Source organism: Bacillus cereus group sp. MYBK15-3, from assembly GCF_051916765.1.
GTDB lineage: Bacteria > Bacillota > Bacilli > Bacillales > Bacillaceae_G > Bacillus_A > Bacillus_A cereus.
Genome location: NZ_JBQAHG010000006.1, coordinates 195,105 through 212,300, shown reverse-complemented (window position 1 = coordinate 212,300; position 17,196 = coordinate 195,105). Strand labels below are relative to the sequence as shown.

Genomic DNA, 17,196 nt, shown 5'->3' with positions numbered 1-17,196 from the left:
TTTGCTCCTATTTTACAATACCTTTACGTCTAACTTCTTTTAACCAAAGCGGGTATTCATTTAAAATCGCATTATATAACCCAGAATTGGACAGATTCTTGATATCCTCCGCTCGGAAGAAGTTAGCATTATCAACAACACGACCCGTCATCGTATCTAACTCATCTAGGAATGGCATCTTTTTGTCACCAATCCCAACAAACTGCCAAAAGATAGGTTTATCGGATATCTCTTTTATGTATGCTTTTGTAGCAGAGACATCCGAGTTTTCCCCATCTGTAAAAAAGAAAACAAACGTAGGTAAGTCTCTATCAAACCCATCATCTTCTTTTTTACCAAACAGCCTCTTAAAGAACCCACTTTTTTCCTCCCCATCAACCTTGTTCACTATGGCTTTCATAGCAGGAGCATAGCTTGTTCCACCATTAACCTTTACTTTCTTTAGGAACACGTTGTTTGTGAAATTCTCAATGTTCCCTTCATTTGCCTCACCGATATACGTCACATCGTTGTTGAATGCGTACACCTCAATAGATTTATTGGAATCCATGTTCATCCCGACACCTAAAACACGCTCAAAGGTTTGCTGCACTGTACCATTATTGAAGTACTTTTTAATAGACCCCGAGATATCCATAACTCCTATTATATTTGCCTTTTCCCCAAATATATTTTTCTTCTCTAGTACTATTTTTGCCTCTTCTTTGTATAGATTGACCATTGTACCCATCACCTTATCTCCCTTTATTTTTTATTACTTAAGTACTTTAACCTTACCAATCCAGTTGCCAGAACCCAGATATTCAGCAAACTTCTCGTCTGCGTCCTCTTCTGTCAAGCACACACCCAAACGCCATAAAAACTCATCGCCATCACCCGTATTAGTCATAACTCCGTACACAAAATCCGGAACAACTCCCACCATAATCACCTCCTGACTGTCTTTTTAATCCACCATGTACATCATATTCATATACTTTACTATTAATATAATAGGAATCTAAAAATAGATAAGGAACGTACAAATAAAGTAATAAGTTACGTTCCTTTGTTTTTCAAAATCGAGATTTTTCTTTTACTCAGACATGATTTTAACCTCATGCGGCACACCTAATACTGTCGTTGCGTATACAGCTTCTTTATACGCCTCAAAGATATCTTCGCGCTCTGCTATCAACTCTCCATCTAAATAAATACCGAATTTCATATTTACCCCACCTACCTCATCCAATATATCTTGCGCCATAGAAGCTCTACCTTCCCAATAACCTAAATCCCAACCCCCATGATATGTATGAGTCTTACCGGGAGTAGCTCCATGCGCCTTTTTAAGCTCCTTAGCTCTCTTTTCTGCATGTTTTAATTTACGTTTAGTTGTCCTTTTTAACCCTTCCATAACCAATAACCTACCCTCTATGGATTACATATCCTCATCTTCATCAAAACCTGATGGCGCTAAAATTTGAATCTCTAGTTTTTTATTATCATGCATGTACGCCTCGTACTCCACACTGTCCATATCTAACCCATCAATTAATAAAAACCCTTCTTCATTTAGACAGACATTAACCGTAGCCTCAGCACCTCCACCTAAATTCAACTTAACACCTTCTGCTACTGTCTTTGCAACTCGTGAATGATTATTCATCCTAACTCCTCCGTCTTTTTGTTTTATTTATAATCAAGAAACAGCTCGTAATCTTCCCACTCTTCTTCGCAATTACATTCCACTACGTTCGTCTCCCCAACGGACTGACAATCGCACTGCGTAAGGTTCTGCACAAGCTCCTCTTCACCGCAGAAGTCCAATAACTGCTTTGCTGTATACTCACCATTAACCAATCTACCACTTGTAACGCTTTTTATTTTTACAGGTATCACGACTCAACCACCTCATATTCACCTTCATACAACTTTAATCCTCCACAAATATCGATAATGACACCATCTGCCTCAACCTGCGCCACAGATAGCGTAAGCCCTATCAACTTCGCAACCAATGTTGTATCGTATTTATCTTTATTTTCTTTAATTTTTACTTTCATTTCAGCAACCCACCTGCCTCTTCATCATGTACGTACGGTTTATTTGAACAAGTCGATGAATCCTCGGACTACTTCATCCCACCACATAAACTTTAGTACAAGTAACCCAACAATCTGCATACTAAGCACCGTCAACATTATCCAACGTATATTATTACCTAACCAGTCCTTAATCCACTTCTTGACCATTTTCATAATTCAATCCTCCCTTGGTTGCTACCAAGGAGTAATCGAATATCTACTTTTTTCTTAGCTCTTCTAACTTTTTATCTATCGCTTCGTAGTATTCTTTGTACGTTTTAATCTCTTGAATAGATTGTACCCACTTATAATAGCTTTGTATGGCTTCACCACCGCCAACCCCAAGGGACAATTTCCCGTTAACCGTCCACTGGCTAGGGAACGCCATAAGTGTCTCAACCGCCTTTAGTTTACCTTTATACTCCTGCTCAAGCGACAACCACACCTTTAAATCATGTTCTGTAGTGAACGTCGCAATTACGTTATCTACCACAGACGAAACAACTTTCCACTCCGTCTCGTTATCCGTTTCTATTCTCCAACCCACATTAACCAACTCCTATACCGTTTCTTTTATATTCCTAGACTTATTTTACAACACCCGACCGCTCTAAATCCTTGACCTGCGTATCATCGAACTGCTCATAGTTTTGCAGTAACCACTTACGCTGTGCATCTGTGATGTTTTCTACACGAATATCCACTATCGAACTATCAATCTCACGGCAGCTACTCATACGGATATACTCATCCTCATTTTCAGCAGAACTATCAAAGTTTCTAGCAAACTTGTAATGCTCCCCATGCTCACACGCATGAAATTGCCCGCTAGGGGCTAGCCAACCATTTACACCCTTATGGTCGCCATCGAAAGGAAAACGAACGTCCTGTACCGTTTTAAGGACTGTCATAGAGTCCTTAAGTAACATGCATCCGCCTTTAGGGTTAACTAGCACTGTTTCCCCACATTTTAAATAGGTAACCATATTGCTAATGTATTTCTCTGTCCATTTACTTACCCCGCCCAATGTAAGACCTTCACGACCATTTATTATTTCATACCCAATAGACGTATGCCATCTATTACAAGCCTCAACCACATCATCTTGACTGTACTCTGTAATTGCCCACACCCACTGCGTAGGGACTCCTTCTCCTGTCACTAACATATACGTATTCATATATACCACCTCGTTTTATTTGTTTGTAAAAAATATAGAAATATAACAGCCCACAACAATCGCAAAATGTATTATCCTCTCTACATAAAACACTTTCGTTGCTACCTTTGTCCTCTTTTGCTTAAGAAAGAATAGTGCAAGTAGACTAGGGAGAGACATCGCTAAAAACGTCCCCAGTACCACTGCAGCGTTAAGAATACCCTGCAGCCAACCCACATCCACTCTTTCTATCACCATGACACCTAACGTAAACATGAAAATATAGTACGGTAACATAACAATGTTTAAGCCAATAAACGAAACAATCAGCTTTATCACTTTATACCTCCTTAAAATGGCAGGTTGTCATCACTCGTATCTGTTATTCTCCCATGATACTTTTTAGGTACATTCTCGTACATCCCATCTACAAACACTTTCCTCTGCACCCCTGCCGCTTTCTTAACACATTCACTTCCCAATACAACCTGACGTTTCCCGTCTGTAAGTAGAAATACGTTGCGAATCCCTTTCCCGCAGTAATCACAACATGTACCTGCAGCTAACCACCCCGGAACGTCTACAAACCCTGTAAGTCGTAGCAAACCCATATCTTCATCTGTAATTCCTAGCGAACAATGACCGCTCAACATGTTCCTACCTCCTAGTCTTTATTTACTGTAATGAATGCTTTACGACTATCTACTAAACTACCTATATTATCAACTTCATACACACTCGGTACGTTCTTTTGAATAAACTCCACTGCTGCCCGCTTAATCGCCTCTTCAGAAGAATCACGCCCAACAAGCACTGTCGTAACCAGTTCCACCCCTTTACCGAATCCGATACGTACCTCAGCTAGCGTATTCCGGCTATCAATAACCTCTTCTGCCGATTTTGATTCATCTGCAGGTAATACGCTCAACACGTACTTCCAATCAAACATAACGTACTTACCTGTATCTTTTTTATGTGTAAACAACCCGTAGGCTCTATACTCATCGATAATTACGGTTTCTGTCTCTAACCCATCCCCGTAATCGCATTCCACAATAACCTCTATACCTGCCTTAAACTGTACAGGTTTAACCCAATCTCCCGTTTTTAAATTCCATAAATCTCGTAACGAGAAGCAAACTGTAGGTAGTCTTTTTTCGTTTTTAGCAGGTTTATATATCTCGATAACCTCTCCCGTATTGACCCACATACGTCTACCAATCTTAAACTCTCCATCTTTACTTGTAGCCTCAGCCAAATTGTCAGCAGACACAACCATTGAGCCGCCTTTTCCGTCCCTAATCCTCAACATATCTCTATCGTTTCCGATTGGACAAACCTGTAATTCTCCCATACCTACACCCACTCCTTCTCTTTGTTTTGTTATACATACTATACCAAATTATTATATTTTAGTCAATAAATAACGCAAAAAAGAAGGGCTACATTTCACCCTTCTATGTAAGTTGAGAAAGCACCGTAACCCTCTTTAGCTGTGTTCGGGTTACGCCCGTGTATACATCGACGTTAAGCCCTACTACTGTAGCCCGAACCTCGTACCATTTTGAATCGTTATAGTAGAACGGTGTCCTTGTCCACCACTCGTATGAATTATTTTCTTTATCGTTAAACAGGTAACGAACCTCGCCGTTACCTGCATCAACTCCAGAATGTAAATACAACGTAAGTGTTTTTCTTTCACCTTTAGCTGCAATTAGAGACACCTCTTTTCTTATATCTCACTGCCCATCCAATCTTCACGATTTACCCATTTAAAGTTCTTTCTTATTACAACCCCAGGATTTATTTTAATAAGTCCCTCATCTTCTGTCTCCACATACACACCCTGATTAGCAGCATCCTTATGTTTGTTAGCAAATATTCGTTCTAGTTCATTGATATCCCTTACAGACTTTTTCGTACCGTTTTCCAATTGTTTATAAACAATACAATTCTTTATCCATATACTTCCCGCAGGTAGTATATCCGCTACAAGCACACGATTACTTTCCTGCCCCTCACCTTTATAAAATTCCCATGAGTCCACCATTGAAGGCTTTATCTCTAATTCCAAAACTACCGCAGGACTTTGCGTTCTAATTTTAATTACTCTCTCTTGTTTTACAGAAGGTTGGACTGTAAACCAATCAACTAACTCTAACTTGGATGTTACTGGCTCAGCCCCTATAAAACTAGTTCCACTCATTACTTCACAATTTTTTAACGTAGAACCATCCTTTAATGTAATGTTAACCCGTACTGACCCTTTTTTATCCTCATCTTCTGGCATAACCCAAACTTGGTACTCCTCTTTAGGTTTGCATTGCAGATTAACTACCATATCTAACGCATGGTACAAACTTATATCGCTAGCATGTGTAACCTCTAAATCAACTGCATCATGTGAAACCATCTCCCAATGGTCATCCTTTGCATACGTATCTGCAAACCCTGAGCGATTTACACTATATGCCTTACAAGCATCTGCAACTGCTTTCGCACTCTCAAGGTATAACTCAATTTTTTCTTGGTGAACGCTCCACAGAGAAAAAAGCTCATCTTTTCGTTCTTTATCCGTCTTTTGCTTTTCCAACACATTACGAACTTTTTCTAAATCTAATACAGGTAATGCGACCTCGCATGTACCCCCATCAAAACTCCAAACGACCATTCCACAATCAATTAACTCATCGGACTCAGACACACCTTGTCTCTTCACCACATCTACACGTAACATATACAAATCCCCTCGTTTCCTTTATTTGTTGGTTTTAATATACCAGAAAATTATAATTTAGTCAATAATATGTACGTAAAAAAGGGTATATTTCACCCTCCCTTACAAATCAGACGTATTCGCATACGCCCAACGGCGCTCCCACCTTTTTATACTAGAAGGCTCTACCGTAACTTGTATCTTACTCTTTAACCCTTTTAAATGTACTGGATTTACTGCCTCTCCGTACGGATACGTAGTTACCAATTTACCAATAAGCTCCTCGTCATTTACATAACGCTTACCTTCAATCTCATCTTCTTTATATACAAGGCAGCTCTTAAGAATTGTCCCATCCACAAGCTCAACATCAATAACCAATGCTGAAATTACCTCATCATCTTCATCCTCACGTAACTGATACGGATACTCTACCCCCGGAAACGCCTGTAACTGCAAAACTAAATGCATTGCATCGTTAATTGTTCCTTGGTTCTCATACATAGCTATGTACTTCTCTGCATCCTTACAGATAACATCCAATGGTTCAAACCAACCCGGTATTGTTGTAAAATTCTCCTTTTCCGCAGCATACGCAGTACAAGCCTTTGCAAAACCTTCAGCCTTTTCTAAAAATACCTTTACGTGTCTTTGGAAATTCTTCCACTCCCCAAACAAATAAAACTTAGTATCTAGCCCTGTCTTCTGCTTTAACAGTGCAGTCTTTACCTTATCGGTATCTACGAACGGAAACTCATAGACCGTTTGCACTCCTTTTTTAGTTCGGATAAGCTGTCCGCACTCAAATCGTTCATCAGAGGTACTTATAAGCCGTTGTTTCTCCATTTTTACAGTTATCATAAGCTACTCTCCGCTCCTTTTATTACTTCACCTTTAGCGTTTACCCAGTACGGTTTTACACTCTTTACCTTATTTGGCGTTGTAACCACCTGCTCCCTACTGACCACACCCTGCAAATAAATACGCCTTACTTCATTTCCCCAAGGGTACAATTGGAACATCTGGTTTACCTGACCCACATCACTTACATACTCTTTACTGAACGCATCGACTTCCTTAAACACGACGTAACCTAGTAGCTCTTTCCCATCTAGCAGCACCACATCTACCACTAAATACGCAGTCTCGTCCGTTTTAACCGCTCCTTCAGCGTTCAAATCATGTTCCATACACATTACAATTCCTCACCATCTTCTTTATCCTTTATTCGATTCCATACACACCCCGGGTCATTACAAGGCTCATCAGGGTCGAACTCCCCATGCTCAAACTCAAAATGAAAACAAACCCAATGCATCCCTTCGAACAAACTATAGTCCTTCTTACCCTTAACTACCGGTTTTCCACAGCGTTTACAAGTTGGGTACTCTTCTACCTTACACATATCTTACTCCACCTCTTTTAACGGCGTTATTGTTTTCAATTCTTTACCTTTATAGAAGTCCTCTTGCGCTAACCCGATATAATACGCTGCGCAATCTATCTCTTTTTTAGCCATCTTCATTAAGTCCGTACGTAAGTCCCCTTTGGGATGTTTTTTAGCATATACAATTAAGTCATCACCCTCATTTCGCAACAACTCCATCGCCTCTACAATATCCTCGTTTGTCGGCTTATGTACAGGATTCTCTACACGTAAGTAAGGAGAGTTGAACATCGCTAACCAAGTATATGTGTTTAGTAACCTACGGAACTTATCCTCCTCCATATCATAGAAATGCAGCACATTTTCCCTACCCTTACTCTTCTTATGCTCTACCAATCGTTCCTCGTCCTTGTATTTAATAAAACACTGATAAATTTCGTTTTTAAATCTCACAATTTATCCCCCTATTCTCCATTTACACCCCTAACGTGAGAGTTCATGTATATACTTTGCGCTCTTTAACTTGTCTACCGTTGTATATGTAACCCTGTGAATACCTACCTTATCATCAATCGCCAATTCGATTGGATTATCTAACGCTACAGGCTCACCAACCCTAATTGCATATATACCTCTGCACAGTTCCGAAATACCCTCAACCGCTGCATAATGTGTAATTTTTTCTACTGGCGTGTCTACGTAAATCGCTACATTCTTAATAGTCTCTAACCGCCAATCGGACGTTCGAACCCCTATCTCCCGGTGCTTTATAAATGTTTTCTCAAACGTTTCCTTCCTAGCGGGAACAACTAATGTATCTAATCCCAATAAAGGAGAGTCTTTTCTACATTCAACGTTATCTGCCCCATCGAACTCTAATCCTAATTTATGTAGGCTCTCAAAATATCCCTTAACGTACACCTCAATTGCATTAGCAATAATATCTGCTTTTGTAGTAGGTAACCCCTTAAGCCCGTACCTTTCTTCTAAGAGTTTATTTTGCTTGCTTATATCTTCAATTCTTTTCGTATCCACATCCGACAGAGAAAACGTGGCGTTCTTTGTGACTTCCCCGTCTTCTAAAATCGTATGCCTTAACTGCGCCTCAGCCTCTTTCTTACTTACAATCCGTTCTTTTTTAAACTCCATCTCTATATCCCTCACCTTCCCTATTGCGTTTACTTCTCTATTAACTCCTCCAAATCTCCAACCGTACCACGGATAATATGTGTCTCACCCTCATCCGTATGGTAAATTGAAATATTATCCTCTACTCGAATCCAAGTAAGGTGGTGAAACCGCCCACTCAACTCGTTTGTCGCCAATATCGAACGCAATATCCACTGCGGCGATTCAATCCATTTACCTGTAGCAACCTCTGTGATTTTAAACACCTTAGCCAACCGCACTCTATCTACTTTAACCCTGTATTTATCCGTTACCACACCTATCACCTTCCTGTAATTACTTCCCTACTGACAGAATACCACCATTACTTACCTAATTACGTTTATTTGTTATCTCTGCATCTTCTGAACACAAAAAAGGTAGTTAAGAGGTAACTACCTTTTTTACAAAACCATTTAATTCAACAATAAATCTAACTCATGAACCGTAAATGTGACTTCGATTTTACGCCCATCCTCTTCGTTGTACACTGTGATTTTGTCGCCATCCTTAGACCATCCTCCAGTAGGAATGAACCCTTTCGTGCTTTCACTACGTATAATTTTGTTTAGTTGAACAGACGTAAGCTCTACCTTATTCCCAGTTCCTTTATCCTTAATTTGAATATAGGTGTCCCCAAACCAATTTATTGCTTTTAACTCTAAGCGAGCCGTCACCCCAAGAGGATACCCTCCTCTGCTTTTCTTATTGTACTTAACCACAAATTGTACTCGTTTAAATTCATCTTCTGTAACGCTTGGATGTACCTTTATAAACTCTTCATAAGTCATATTCAGATACTCATTGTACATATCACGAACCCAAGAACGATTCCCACCATGTATACGCAACACTACACCGTCCACAATAACCTTTATCGAAGCTGCTGCCACTGTAACCACCTATCCTTTATATATTTTGAAGGATTGTTTTACTTACGAAATCCCACAACATAATCCCTAACATACACACGCAACCAATCATGCTACCGTTAACGATATATTTCATGTCATTCTTTAATAATGACATAAGCCCTCCACTGCTTATAAACACTAACCCTACACACATTGCAAGTACAACTTTAGACTGCATAACAACCATCATCGCATTGGCATCCCGTAAAACCTCCAATGCACCTAAGTCAGTTAATCCAAGCAATAACGCATAACTTACACAAAATAAAACTACGAATACTCCTACATATTTAGCCATACGCCCTTGCTACCCCCTAACTCTTTTTAATCGGTGTTTTATCTGGCATATCATAATCGTCTTTTGGATTCTGTTGCAGGAAAATTCCCATCTTCCTTGCGTCTTGTAATAACTTACTTTGATTATACTGGCGTTTAAATATACCTACGTCACGCATGACGACCTCTTGCGGGTCAGTTGTAAGTGTAAGCTCGTTATACGCCCTTGTCGCCTTGTTATAACGGTTTACGCTAGCTATGTAATCCATAGCAGCATCGATAAACGCCTCGAGGTTCTCTTGGTACTCCTCCCACAACTCTAGTAACATATATTTCTTATGTATACTGGTTGTTTGGTTTGCTAAAGATTCTCGTATTTTTGGAATATCAAGCAAGATAAACTCAACATCTTCCTTTTCCCCATTGCTCTTTTTGTATCTAAAAATCGCAGTCTTTACAATGATTTCCTCAAATAAATCAGCACTTTTTCTTACATATGTAATGTTCATAACCCTTACCTCCACTTACTTTACAACGTTTGTTGAACCGCTTTCTTATACTTTCTTACAGCCTTTACAAGTTCCACATACCTATCGCTTGTTAACCCTATCAAATCGAAGTCTTCCCTATCTAACGCATAATAGATTTTACCTTTTACTGTCTTCTTTAGTTCATCCATACGTCTATCTAATGTATGTACACTAAATGCAAGTTCCTCAGGATTTCTCGATAAGTAACCCATACCGGACTCTAACATTTCTAGGGAACTTTCGTCCAAGGCTTCACAGCAAATCTTTAACCCCTTTATATCATTCTCTAGCCACAGCTTTACACAATAAATAGCTGCATCCTTATGCCCATCCGGATAGTTTTCTCTGTGTTTCTCGATTTTTCGTATGTAGTCCTTTTTGTACCTATAGAAAACTAATTCAATATCCCGTACCAGAACCGGTTCTGGTACATAGTTTTTATACTTACTCCTCATCCAATCAAACGCCAATGTGAACGTATCAACCCCACGAACATCTTCGTTGCTTTTTAAAGCCCTACCCCAAAAAGAACTCAATGACCCTCGAATGCTTGCTACTGTCGTATCCCCAACACCTTCGAACAACTGAAATTTATCCTGATAGTCCACAAACTCTAAGGCATTATCATATACGTACAAGTCTCTAATCTTTGTATATTCTTCTTTTAGCATATCCTCGGTACTCTTAATATCTTCGTTTACTCCCGCAGCATATACCCGTCTTAAAAATTCCTCGGCATATCTCAACGTATCCACGATTTAATCCCCCTATCGCATGTATACTGGTAACTTTTTTCGATATAATACTGGAACTACACCATACCTCTTATCTATCTCATCATGCTTATCACACAATACGTCCAGACTTAATTCTCCTGCTTTATATGCCTTCGCTACAGTATCAAAGTCCTTCTGGTAACTCGGCATATGTTCCAACAACAAACCACCTTCAACAACCAACTTGAACCCTGTACAATCCCGAACCGAGTGTACCCGAAATGGCTCACCAACCATACCCATTAACATATATACGGCATCTGCCATTCCCTGTACCGCACCCTCATATACAGTTGTTTCCTTACCAAACGTAGCAGTCAACTCTTGTTCTTGCCTCACACACTCTTTAATAGAGTCCACTAACCTATTTACGGCTTTCTTTGTTTTAATCGTAAGCACAGCACCCCTCCTAGTCTGCAAGTCCGTATTTTTCTTCAAGCTCTGCCGTCTTTTCGTACAGTTCATCCCTATCAATCTCACACCTTGTATACTTATCACGTACAAAATTACGGGCAACAATAAAATCTACAACATCCCAGATGCTTACCTCAGACTCAAATACATGACGAAACACCCCAGAATCGTACGTACCTACCCCAGTGTCCTGCAGGTTTAGTATTCGAAATATTGCCTCCTGCATCTGGCTTAACGGATAACGAAACATATCATTCTTAATACCTGTCAGCTCCGTCATCTTCTTTTCCACATCAAGGTTGTGCTTCATAACCCTAATTAACATATCAACCGTTTCTCTTTCTTCCTTCGGTATCAACTCGTCCATAATACACCCTCCCGTTTACAGCCAATTTATTTTATATGTTTCTTCTAACTTCAATCTACGATTATGAAAATCATGATACGTAAGCGCTCCATGACTGCTTTCATCTGAAAGTTTCGTATATTCCTTTCGAAACTCTACCAACACCCAAACATCTAGCTTCCCATCAAGGACTAAATTAAAAAGAGAGTCGAAGTAAACCATTGCACCGTCTAATGGCTCTCCCTTACATCCCCCGCCATACGGAACCTCATCGAACTTCAGCAACTTATACACAGACTGCGTCATCGTTCGAATAGCATCTGCAAACACTGTAGATTTCGCATCAAACTCTCGAGATAACTCCTTCTCTTTCTGAATGCAATCCTGTGTCATATGTACTAATAAATCAACTTTCCTTTTAACCGATTCACTCACAACAATCACCCCTTATTAGTAGTAAAAAGGGAGCTATTACGCTCCCCATACCGCTTTATCTTCATCAGAATGGACATTACCAATACGTTCTAGGTCACCATCCATAAAACCTTCTAACGTCATTGTATCATAAGGCTTATCTCCGATGGCTTTTACGTTATCATAAACTGCTAGTCTAATACTACGAGATTCTCTGTCCCACTCAATAACCGCAGGAACTTTACCGAACTCTTTATACTCAACTTTAACCACATCGCCTACGTAGAGCAATTCTCCTTTTGCCCCATCCATACCGATATACTGACCTACTGTGTCCTTCTTCACTTGATGTTTATCAATAAACGTTGCTACCGTTTGCCCGACGTGTTTAAAATCAACCAAACCCTCAAACCATTTTCCATCTAAACTTAATCCTTTGAAACGAATATCATATACAGTACTAAACATAGTATAACGACCCCTTTCAATTCTTTCCTTTTGTTTTCTTTTGTTACTTATAATATACCAGTTTATTATATTTTAGTCAATAGTAAGCTGTTAAAGTAATTGGCTACACAACCTAGCTAACCCCTTTGTCTGTCTACTATGTATAATCTATTTCCCTTCTGCATATACTAACCCTGTGGCGACCACACCTAACTTAGAAATACACCCAAGAGTCGCCAGATACCCGAAAAAGAGACTACCCATATCCGAGTAGTCTCTTTTTGTTTTATATTGAATTTACCGTTAGTCTAATCCGTGTAGTTTTTTACCTTCACGGTTATACGTTATACATTTCCCTTTTAAATGGTTAGGTACGACAAATCCTTCTTCGTTTCTCTCGTAGTAAAGACCCAGAACTACAACTTCGTAAAATTCACCTAAAGTCATCTCCTCAAACGTGTACTCAATTGCATCTGGTAAAATTTGCATGATATCTTTATGTATTACATCGGTTTGGTCCCAATCTACATCTGTAGGGTAATATAGCCCATTCTCTTTAAAGTAAGCCCCATCTTCATTACCCTCTTCTTCTATCCAATCTGCTTCCCAGAAGTGTCGTAAGCGAAGCTCGTCCCCGTTTTTTGTAACCATTACACCATCTGAATAGCCATTATCGCCTTGCGTTATTGGGTACGTTTTTCCCTCTTCCATATCTTTAATTTTTAATTTGTCTTGGTAATCTAATTTATTTAATTCAACCATTGTAAAGCCTCCTAGTTTCGATTTGTTTGTTTGTTTATTTGTTTGTTGTCTTGTTACCCTTAGTATAGTATAATTTGGTTAAATAGTAAACCCCGCTTTTATAAATTAATTGGGTTTATTTTTAAACCTAAGGAGGATAAAATACAATGAACGGATTAACTTACATTTTATTTGTCAACGAAACACCACATAAAGAACTAGCAGCAGAACTAGGCGTAACCGCACAAATGGTTAACTCATGGGTAAAAGGAGTAAAACCTATAGCATCAAAACATTTACCTAAATTAACTAGTCTGTTAGGTGTAGAAGAAAAATACTTTCAAATACCCTTAACACTACAAGATAAGGTTGAAATTGAACTTCAGTTAGCTAGTAAATCCGGAAAATATGAAAGCGTAGACTACCAAGCAGCCGTGTTACATAAGAAAAACCAAGCAGTTAAAGAAAAATACATGGAGCTTCTGAAAGCCTCTCAGAAGGACACCAAGGCGCTTGAAACGGTTTTTACGGAATCCACTAAGATTCAAACTGAGTTAACAAAACTTGTACAGATTCCAAGTATTGCAGAAGACCCAGAAGCATGCGAGCAGATTTATAGCTTACTTAAGAACATCCAAACCATCCGAAAAGTATCAAAATAAGAAAAACCCTACTCACACTTACAAATGAGTAGGGTTTTATTTTTCACTTTACTTATTTAAAACTCTCCTGTACTTAAATAATTCGCCACGGACTTGTAACCGTCATCCAAGTCTAAACCAGAGAACAAACCATCCAGTAACCAGTCTTCGTCTTTCACACCACTGTTTTCTATGACTAATTTAAAATTTCCTCTTACTTTATCGGCTATGACCTTTAAATCTTTTCCTCTATCCCCTGTAGTTACATCCGTTACGTTCAGCTCCGGAACACAATTCACTAGAGTATGATGAAAAGCCTTTACACCTACCAGTTGCTGAATAAGGTATTTGTTTGAACCGTACTCTTTTGTTGCTTCATCCCACTGATACTTGATATCCCACCAGATTCCAATAATTAAATCTTTGAGAACGCTCTCTACGATTCTAGCATCCTCTTTTGTTTGAATTGGTCTCGTATGCTTTATCATCTCACGTACAACAGGGTTTAGGGATTTACTAAAATCCAACATTGTTACTGATTTGTTCGTATCTTTCCTATCAATTCTAATCTCATCTTTCCAAGGCGTTCTATAGTACTCCTCTCCGTTATTTATTTCTAACACAACACTATCTGTAATCTCCTCAACAAGACTGTCCTCATCTGTAGAAACCAATAACGTCTCTGGGAAAACTCTACCCTTTACTTCCATTGCAGTATCAATATACCCCTCCCAAATTCCACGATTAGTGCCAATAAACATATCGATTTCATGTAGTTTTTGTCCTTTACTTTCATCGATTACCATAATAGTGATAGGTATCTTGAATTCTTGCAACTGTGTCAGTAAATCAATATTTCCCACAGCCTCTAACTTCTGTATTGCATACTCAAAACCTTTAACCCAGTCATGACCCGCCACAATCCTTAATTCACCCTGCAGATTTAGTACCTCATTATCATCTACTAACTTAGCTACATCGATTGCTCCAATGAAATGAATAGGGACATGTAGACGGCTAAATGTGGAAATGATAGTATTTGCAATCTCCATAGAAACCACTGGATAAGGTGAATGCTGATACCCATCTCTATTTAAACCCCAACTATGTACATCAAATCTATAATTACTTACTAAATCCTTAACCGTAACTTCTGCAATATAGGAGTCTAACCCACTCTGGTTTGTTTTCATATACTTCTCTAGTAACACAACATCGTCCCCTTTTTCTTTTTACTTGTTTTCACTATATCGACATCTGTAATCTTATACAGGCGTATCTATATCAAAAGACCTCACAAATAGAGGTCTTCCCTTATTCCCACGGAAACTTACCATGTTTCACATAATTTACTACCTTTAGATAATCATCATCAGTTAGCTTTTCAAATAAAGATGTGTACCACCAATCATTATCCGAAGCTCGACTTTCCCTTAGTACTTTACTAAATCTTTTTCCTGCCTCCTCTGTAACTTGATTCAGTTTAGACTCTAATTTACTGCCTGCCTCACGCTCCTCTACTTTACAGAACCAATCGTAGGTTCTATCTGCAACGCACTCGCTTAATATTGTATGTAAAGCTCTTACCCCAATAGGCTTCTGTATTACATATAATTGACTTCCCATTTCCCCAAATGTACCCTTCCAACGTCTTTGAATATCCCACCAACTAAAGACAAACCATCTCCCTAATCGGTCTACTAACATATCTACATCTTCTTTTGTTTGTACTGACGGGATTCGGTTTAGTACCTCACGAATGACAGGCTGTATCGAATCACTAAACTCATCTAGACTTACTGTCTCCCCTCCAATCATGCCTTGTTCCCACACTGTTCCACCAATTTCTGCCCCATTATTCACCGAATTTGCGATATCATCGGCTAGATTTTTAACTAACTTCTCTGTATCGTTCAAATAATCTACTTTATCCGGATACAATCTTTCTTTTACCTTTAACGCCTTATCTACCCCTGCAATATACGTGCTTTTATTTGCTAAGATATACGTTTCTAACTCATGACGTCTTTGTCCTTTTTCCTTATCAATAACCATCACCGTGATAGGTACTTTATAGTTTAGAAACGTAAACAGAAGCTTTTCGTCCCCCTGCTCCTTTAGTTTTTTAACTGCGAGTTCAAACGCTCGTACTCTGTCTTGCCCAACTACAATACGAACCTTTTCTTCGAACTTCACAAACATATTATTCACACTTACATCTTCTTTATCTACCGCTCCGACGAACTGAATAGGTACAACCATGTTACCTTTACTACGAATCAACTGGTTCGCAAGCCCCATACACATAGACTCTACAGGCGCATAATGGTAACCTTCCGGATTCTTTTCTTCATCATGTATATCTAATGTATAATCAGCGACTAAATCCTCTACATTGACTTGAAACATATAGGATTCTAGCCCGTTTTGATTCATTTTTACATAGTTTGTTGTTAACATAGCAACCACATCCTTCGTTTTTCTTACCTTTACTATACCAGTTTATTATATTTTAGTCAATAGGATATACGAAAAGAGACTGCTTTTAGGCAGTCTCTATACTATTTAACTACGATAACTGGGTGTCCCATTCTGTTTAACCCATGTATTTCACTTTTCATTTGTTCATAAGCAACTTCATTTCTCGACACATCTATTACAATTAGCATAGGATAGGTACGTGTCACCATACGCAATAGTCCCTCAGCGTTTACCGGCATATTTACAAATATAACAGGAGCATTAACCCCATGAGGGAAGAAATCCGACTCCCTCCCTATAACCGTTGTCTGGCTATCATCTAAACACTCATTGATAAAAATTCCTATATCTTCTTTTGAACCTGCGTACTCATGTAACTGACGATTATCCATAACATCTAACAACTCATTGCGTTCCGTTGTCCTAACGTAGCCAGTTCGTATCATTTTCTCTATATCAAACGGCAACTCATGCTCTATCTGGATAAAGTTAAGAATACCTGCCTCTACACCCGTATAATCTTCGTAAGGAACGACGTCAAAACCGCCTCCCCAGAAACCATTTGAACCCCTCACAGGCTCTCGACCTACATAAGACCTTAGCTCCCCATCACTATCTTTTGCTAGATACCGAGGTGCGCCAAATAGCTTATCTTTTTTACTGGCTATTTTCTTAAGTAACTCTAACTGCTCTAACGTGAGTTTCGTTTTAGCCGCCATA

Annotated in this window: 33 protein-coding genes; 1 reads left to right on the top strand and 32 read right to left on the bottom strand. The window is 39.0% G+C overall.

The annotated features are described in order from the left end of the window. Positions 1–7 precede the first annotated feature (7 nt). The 29 genes from ACTFR8_RS23335 to ACTFR8_RS23195 form a co-directional block, all read right to left on the bottom strand. Positions 8–730 carry a VWA domain-containing protein gene (locus ACTFR8_RS23335; protein ID WP_221660440.1) on the bottom strand — a complete coding sequence of 241 codons (723 nt, stop codon included), beginning with the start codon at positions 728–730 and terminating at the stop codon, positions 8–10. Positions 731–754: 24 nt separating this feature from the next. Then, positions 755–922, bottom strand: a complete 168-nt coding sequence (locus ACTFR8_RS23330) for a hypothetical protein (protein WP_440028260.1) — start codon at positions 920–922, stop codon at positions 755–757. A gap of 153 nt (positions 923–1,075) precedes the next feature. Beyond that, a complete protein-coding gene (locus ACTFR8_RS23325) occupies positions 1,076–1,396 on the bottom strand; it encodes a hypothetical protein (RefSeq protein ID WP_440028257.1) in 321 nt (106 codons plus the stop codon). Positions 1,397–1,420: 24 nt separating this feature from the next. Further along, entirely contained in the window at positions 1,421–1,648 is a 228-nt protein-coding gene (locus tag ACTFR8_RS23320; protein ID WP_221660438.1) for a hypothetical protein, read from the bottom strand. A gap of 23 nt (positions 1,649–1,671) precedes the next feature. Beyond that, positions 1,672–1,881, bottom strand: coding sequence for an acetyltransferase (locus ACTFR8_RS23315; protein ID WP_221660437.1), 210 nt, complete (start codon positions 1,879–1,881; stop codon positions 1,672–1,674). After that, entirely contained in the window at positions 1,878–2,045 is a 168-nt protein-coding gene (locus ACTFR8_RS23310; protein ID WP_221660436.1) for a hypothetical protein, read from the bottom strand. The genes ACTFR8_RS23315 and ACTFR8_RS23310 overlap by 4 nt, the downstream gene beginning before the upstream one ends. Before the next feature lie 39 nt (positions 2,046–2,084). Then, positions 2,085–2,240 (bottom strand): hypothetical protein, encoded by a 156-nt coding sequence (locus tag ACTFR8_RS23305; RefSeq protein ID WP_440028253.1) that lies wholly within the window; start codon positions 2,238–2,240, stop codon positions 2,085–2,087. A gap of 43 nt (positions 2,241–2,283) precedes the next feature. Then, the gene (locus ACTFR8_RS23300; protein WP_221660434.1) at positions 2,284–2,613 is read right to left on the bottom strand and encodes a hypothetical protein; all 330 of its coding nucleotides are present in this window, start codon (positions 2,611–2,613) and stop codon (positions 2,284–2,286) included. A 40-nt stretch (positions 2,614–2,653) separates the two neighbouring features. Beyond that, positions 2,654–3,247, bottom strand: coding sequence for a hypothetical protein (locus ACTFR8_RS23295; protein WP_221660433.1), 594 nt, complete (start codon positions 3,245–3,247; stop codon positions 2,654–2,656). A 15-nt stretch (positions 3,248–3,262) separates the two neighbouring features. Further along, the gene (locus ACTFR8_RS23290) at positions 3,263–3,565 is read right to left on the bottom strand and encodes a hypothetical protein (protein ID WP_221660432.1); all 303 of its coding nucleotides are present in this window, start codon (positions 3,563–3,565) and stop codon (positions 3,263–3,265) included. 11 nt (positions 3,566–3,576) lie between these two features. Then, the gene (locus ACTFR8_RS23285) at positions 3,577–3,879 is read right to left on the bottom strand and encodes a hypothetical protein (protein WP_221660431.1); all 303 of its coding nucleotides are present in this window, start codon (positions 3,877–3,879) and stop codon (positions 3,577–3,579) included. 11 nt (positions 3,880–3,890) lie between these two features. Beyond that, positions 3,891–4,580, bottom strand: a complete 690-nt coding sequence (locus ACTFR8_RS23280; RefSeq protein WP_221660430.1) for a hypothetical protein — start codon at positions 4,578–4,580, stop codon at positions 3,891–3,893. A 103-nt stretch (positions 4,581–4,683) separates the two neighbouring features. Continuing rightward, positions 4,684–4,908, bottom strand: a complete 225-nt coding sequence (locus tag ACTFR8_RS23275) for a hypothetical protein (RefSeq protein WP_440028248.1) — start codon at positions 4,906–4,908, stop codon at positions 4,684–4,686. 50 nt (positions 4,909–4,958) lie between these two features. Next, positions 4,959–5,963 (bottom strand): hypothetical protein, encoded by a 1,005-nt coding sequence (locus tag ACTFR8_RS23270; RefSeq protein WP_221660428.1) that lies wholly within the window; start codon positions 5,961–5,963, stop codon positions 4,959–4,961. A gap of 102 nt (positions 5,964–6,065) precedes the next feature. Then, on the bottom strand, positions 6,066–6,803 hold the full coding sequence (locus ACTFR8_RS23265) for a hypothetical protein (RefSeq protein WP_221660427.1): 738 nt from the start codon (positions 6,801–6,803) through the stop codon (positions 6,066–6,068). Beyond that, a complete protein-coding gene (locus ACTFR8_RS23260; protein WP_221660426.1) occupies positions 6,800–7,138 on the bottom strand; it encodes a hypothetical protein in 339 nt (112 codons plus the stop codon). Before ACTFR8_RS23260 ends, ACTFR8_RS23265 begins: the two co-directional genes overlap by 4 nt. Beyond that, on the bottom strand, positions 7,138–7,347 hold the full coding sequence (locus tag ACTFR8_RS23255) for a hypothetical protein (protein WP_221660425.1): 210 nt from the start codon (positions 7,345–7,347) through the stop codon (positions 7,138–7,140). The genes ACTFR8_RS23260 and ACTFR8_RS23255 overlap by 1 nt, the downstream gene beginning before the upstream one ends. Positions 7,348–7,350: 3 nt before the next feature. After that, on the bottom strand, positions 7,351–7,782 hold the full coding sequence (locus tag ACTFR8_RS23250; protein WP_221660424.1) for a hypothetical protein: 432 nt from the start codon (positions 7,780–7,782) through the stop codon (positions 7,351–7,353). Positions 7,783–7,812: 30 nt separating this feature from the next. Beyond that, the gene (locus ACTFR8_RS23245) at positions 7,813–8,478 is read right to left on the bottom strand and encodes a hypothetical protein (protein WP_440028242.1); all 666 of its coding nucleotides are present in this window, start codon (positions 8,476–8,478) and stop codon (positions 7,813–7,815) included. Positions 8,479–8,507: 29 nt separating this feature from the next. Then, a complete protein-coding gene (locus ACTFR8_RS23240) occupies positions 8,508–8,774 on the bottom strand; it encodes a hypothetical protein (RefSeq protein ID WP_440028239.1) in 267 nt (88 codons plus the stop codon). Between the two features lie 138 nt (positions 8,775–8,912). Further along, positions 8,913–9,389, bottom strand: coding sequence for a hypothetical protein (locus ACTFR8_RS23235; protein ID WP_440028236.1), 477 nt, complete (start codon positions 9,387–9,389; stop codon positions 8,913–8,915). A gap of 16 nt (positions 9,390–9,405) precedes the next feature. After that, entirely contained in the window at positions 9,406–9,708 is a 303-nt protein-coding gene (locus ACTFR8_RS23230; protein WP_440028234.1) for a hypothetical protein, read from the bottom strand. A 16-nt stretch (positions 9,709–9,724) separates the two neighbouring features. Beyond that, positions 9,725–10,195, bottom strand: coding sequence for a hypothetical protein (locus tag ACTFR8_RS23225; RefSeq protein WP_221660420.1), 471 nt, complete (start codon positions 10,193–10,195; stop codon positions 9,725–9,727). A gap of 20 nt (positions 10,196–10,215) precedes the next feature. Then, on the bottom strand, positions 10,216–10,971 hold the full coding sequence (locus ACTFR8_RS23220; protein ID WP_440028232.1) for a hypothetical protein: 756 nt from the start codon (positions 10,969–10,971) through the stop codon (positions 10,216–10,218). Positions 10,972–10,983: 12 nt separating this feature from the next. Further along, a complete protein-coding gene (locus ACTFR8_RS23215; protein ID WP_440028229.1) occupies positions 10,984–11,391 on the bottom strand; it encodes a hypothetical protein in 408 nt (135 codons plus the stop codon). A gap of 10 nt (positions 11,392–11,401) precedes the next feature. Then, a complete protein-coding gene (locus tag ACTFR8_RS23210) occupies positions 11,402–11,773 on the bottom strand; it encodes a hypothetical protein (protein ID WP_440028227.1) in 372 nt (123 codons plus the stop codon). Positions 11,774–11,788: 15 nt separating this feature from the next. Further along, positions 11,789–12,187, bottom strand: a complete 399-nt coding sequence (locus ACTFR8_RS23205) for a hypothetical protein (RefSeq protein ID WP_440028225.1) — start codon at positions 12,185–12,187, stop codon at positions 11,789–11,791. A 36-nt stretch (positions 12,188–12,223) separates the two neighbouring features. Beyond that, a complete protein-coding gene (locus ACTFR8_RS23200) occupies positions 12,224–12,634 on the bottom strand; it encodes a YopX family protein (protein WP_440028222.1) in 411 nt (136 codons plus the stop codon). Positions 12,635–12,916: 282 nt separating this feature from the next. Next, positions 12,917–13,375 (bottom strand): hypothetical protein, encoded by a 459-nt coding sequence (locus ACTFR8_RS23195; protein ID WP_440028219.1) that lies wholly within the window; start codon positions 13,373–13,375, stop codon positions 12,917–12,919. 146 nt (positions 13,376–13,521) lie between these two features. Here ACTFR8_RS23195 and ACTFR8_RS23190 point away from each other — a divergent pair, with 146 nt between their 5' ends. Then, positions 13,522–14,016, top strand: a complete 495-nt coding sequence (locus ACTFR8_RS23190) for a helix-turn-helix domain-containing protein (protein WP_440028216.1) — start codon at positions 13,522–13,524, stop codon at positions 14,014–14,016. 56 nt (positions 14,017–14,072) lie between these two features. Here ACTFR8_RS23190 and ACTFR8_RS23185 read toward each other — a convergent pair whose 3' ends face one another. The 3 genes from ACTFR8_RS23185 to ACTFR8_RS23175 all read right to left on the bottom strand — a co-directional run bounded on the left by ACTFR8_RS23185 (position 14,073) and on the right by ACTFR8_RS23175 (position 17,195). After that, positions 14,073–15,206 carry a hypothetical protein gene (locus ACTFR8_RS23185; protein ID WP_440028214.1) on the bottom strand — a complete coding sequence of 378 codons (1,134 nt, stop codon included), beginning with the start codon at positions 15,204–15,206 and terminating at the stop codon, positions 14,073–14,075. 103 nt (positions 15,207–15,309) lie between these two features. Then, entirely contained in the window at positions 15,310–16,455 is a 1,146-nt protein-coding gene (locus ACTFR8_RS23180) for a hypothetical protein (RefSeq protein WP_440028213.1), read from the bottom strand. Between the two features lie 101 nt (positions 16,456–16,556). Next, positions 16,557–17,195, bottom strand: coding sequence for a hypothetical protein (locus ACTFR8_RS23175; protein ID WP_440028210.1), 639 nt, complete (start codon positions 17,193–17,195; stop codon positions 16,557–16,559). Position 17,196 lies beyond the last annotated feature (1 nt).

Bases quoted from the DNA above. Each gene is read 5' to 3' on its own strand.
- ACTFR8_RS23190 (WP_440028216.1), top strand. From the start codon at position 13,522: ATGAACGGATTAACTTACATTTTATTTGTCAACGAAACACCACATAAA.
- ACTFR8_RS23245 (WP_440028242.1), bottom strand. From the start codon at position 8,478: ATGGAGTTTAAAAAAGAACGGATTGTAAGTAAGAAAGAGGCTGAGGCG.
- ACTFR8_RS23260 (WP_221660426.1), bottom strand. From the start codon at position 7,138: ATGTGTATGGAACATGATTTGAACGCTGAAGGAGCGGTTAAAACGGAC.
- ACTFR8_RS23325 (WP_440028257.1), bottom strand. From the start codon at position 1,396: ATGGAAGGGTTAAAAAGGACAACTAAACGTAAATTAAAACATGCAGAA.
- ACTFR8_RS23295 (WP_221660433.1), bottom strand. From the start codon at position 3,247: ATGAATACGTATATGTTAGTGACAGGAGAAGGAGTCCCTACGCAGTGG.
- ACTFR8_RS23230 (WP_440028234.1), bottom strand. From the start codon at position 9,708: ATGGCTAAATATGTAGGAGTATTCGTAGTTTTATTTTGTGTAAGTTAT.
- ACTFR8_RS23195 (WP_440028219.1), bottom strand. From the start codon at position 13,375: ATGGTTGAATTAAATAAATTAGATTACCAAGACAAATTAAAAATTAAA.
- ACTFR8_RS23305 (WP_440028253.1), bottom strand. From the start codon at position 2,240: ATGAAAATGGTCAAGAAGTGGATTAAGGACTGGTTAGGTAATAATATA.
- ACTFR8_RS23180 (WP_440028213.1), bottom strand. From the start codon at position 16,455: ATGTTAACAACAAACTATGTAAAAATGAATCAAAACGGGCTAGAATCC.
- ACTFR8_RS23285 (WP_221660431.1), bottom strand. From the start codon at position 3,879: ATGTTGAGCGGTCATTGTTCGCTAGGAATTACAGATGAAGATATGGGT.
- ACTFR8_RS23280 (WP_221660430.1), bottom strand. From the start codon at position 4,580: ATGGGAGAATTACAGGTTTGTCCAATCGGAAACGATAGAGATATGTTG.
- ACTFR8_RS23255 (WP_221660425.1), bottom strand. From the start codon at position 7,347: ATGTGTAAGGTAGAAGAGTACCCAACTTGTAAACGCTGTGGAAAACCG.
- ACTFR8_RS23200 (WP_440028222.1), bottom strand. From the start codon at position 12,634: ATGTTTAGTACTGTATATGATATTCGTTTCAAAGGATTAAGTTTAGAT.
- ACTFR8_RS23175 (WP_440028210.1), bottom strand. From the start codon at position 17,195: ATGGCGGCTAAAACGAAACTCACGTTAGAGCAGTTAGAGTTACTTAAG.
- ACTFR8_RS23210 (WP_440028227.1), bottom strand. From the start codon at position 11,773: ATGGACGAGTTGATACCGAAGGAAGAAAGAGAAACGGTTGATATGTTA.
- ACTFR8_RS23335 (WP_221660440.1), bottom strand. From the start codon at position 730: ATGGGTACAATGGTCAATCTATACAAAGAAGAGGCAAAAATAGTACTA.
- ACTFR8_RS23225 (WP_221660420.1), bottom strand. From the start codon at position 10,195: ATGAACATTACATATGTAAGAAAAAGTGCTGATTTATTTGAGGAAATC.
- ACTFR8_RS23270 (WP_221660428.1), bottom strand. From the start codon at position 5,963: ATGTTACGTGTAGATGTGGTGAAGAGACAAGGTGTGTCTGAGTCCGAT.
- ACTFR8_RS23320 (WP_221660438.1), bottom strand. From the start codon at position 1,648: ATGAATAATCATTCACGAGTTGCAAAGACAGTAGCAGAAGGTGTTAAG.
- ACTFR8_RS23265 (WP_221660427.1), bottom strand. From the start codon at position 6,803: ATGATAACTGTAAAAATGGAGAAACAACGGCTTATAAGTACCTCTGAT.
- ACTFR8_RS23310 (WP_221660436.1), bottom strand. From the start codon at position 2,045: ATGAAAGTAAAAATTAAAGAAAATAAAGATAAATACGATACAACATTG.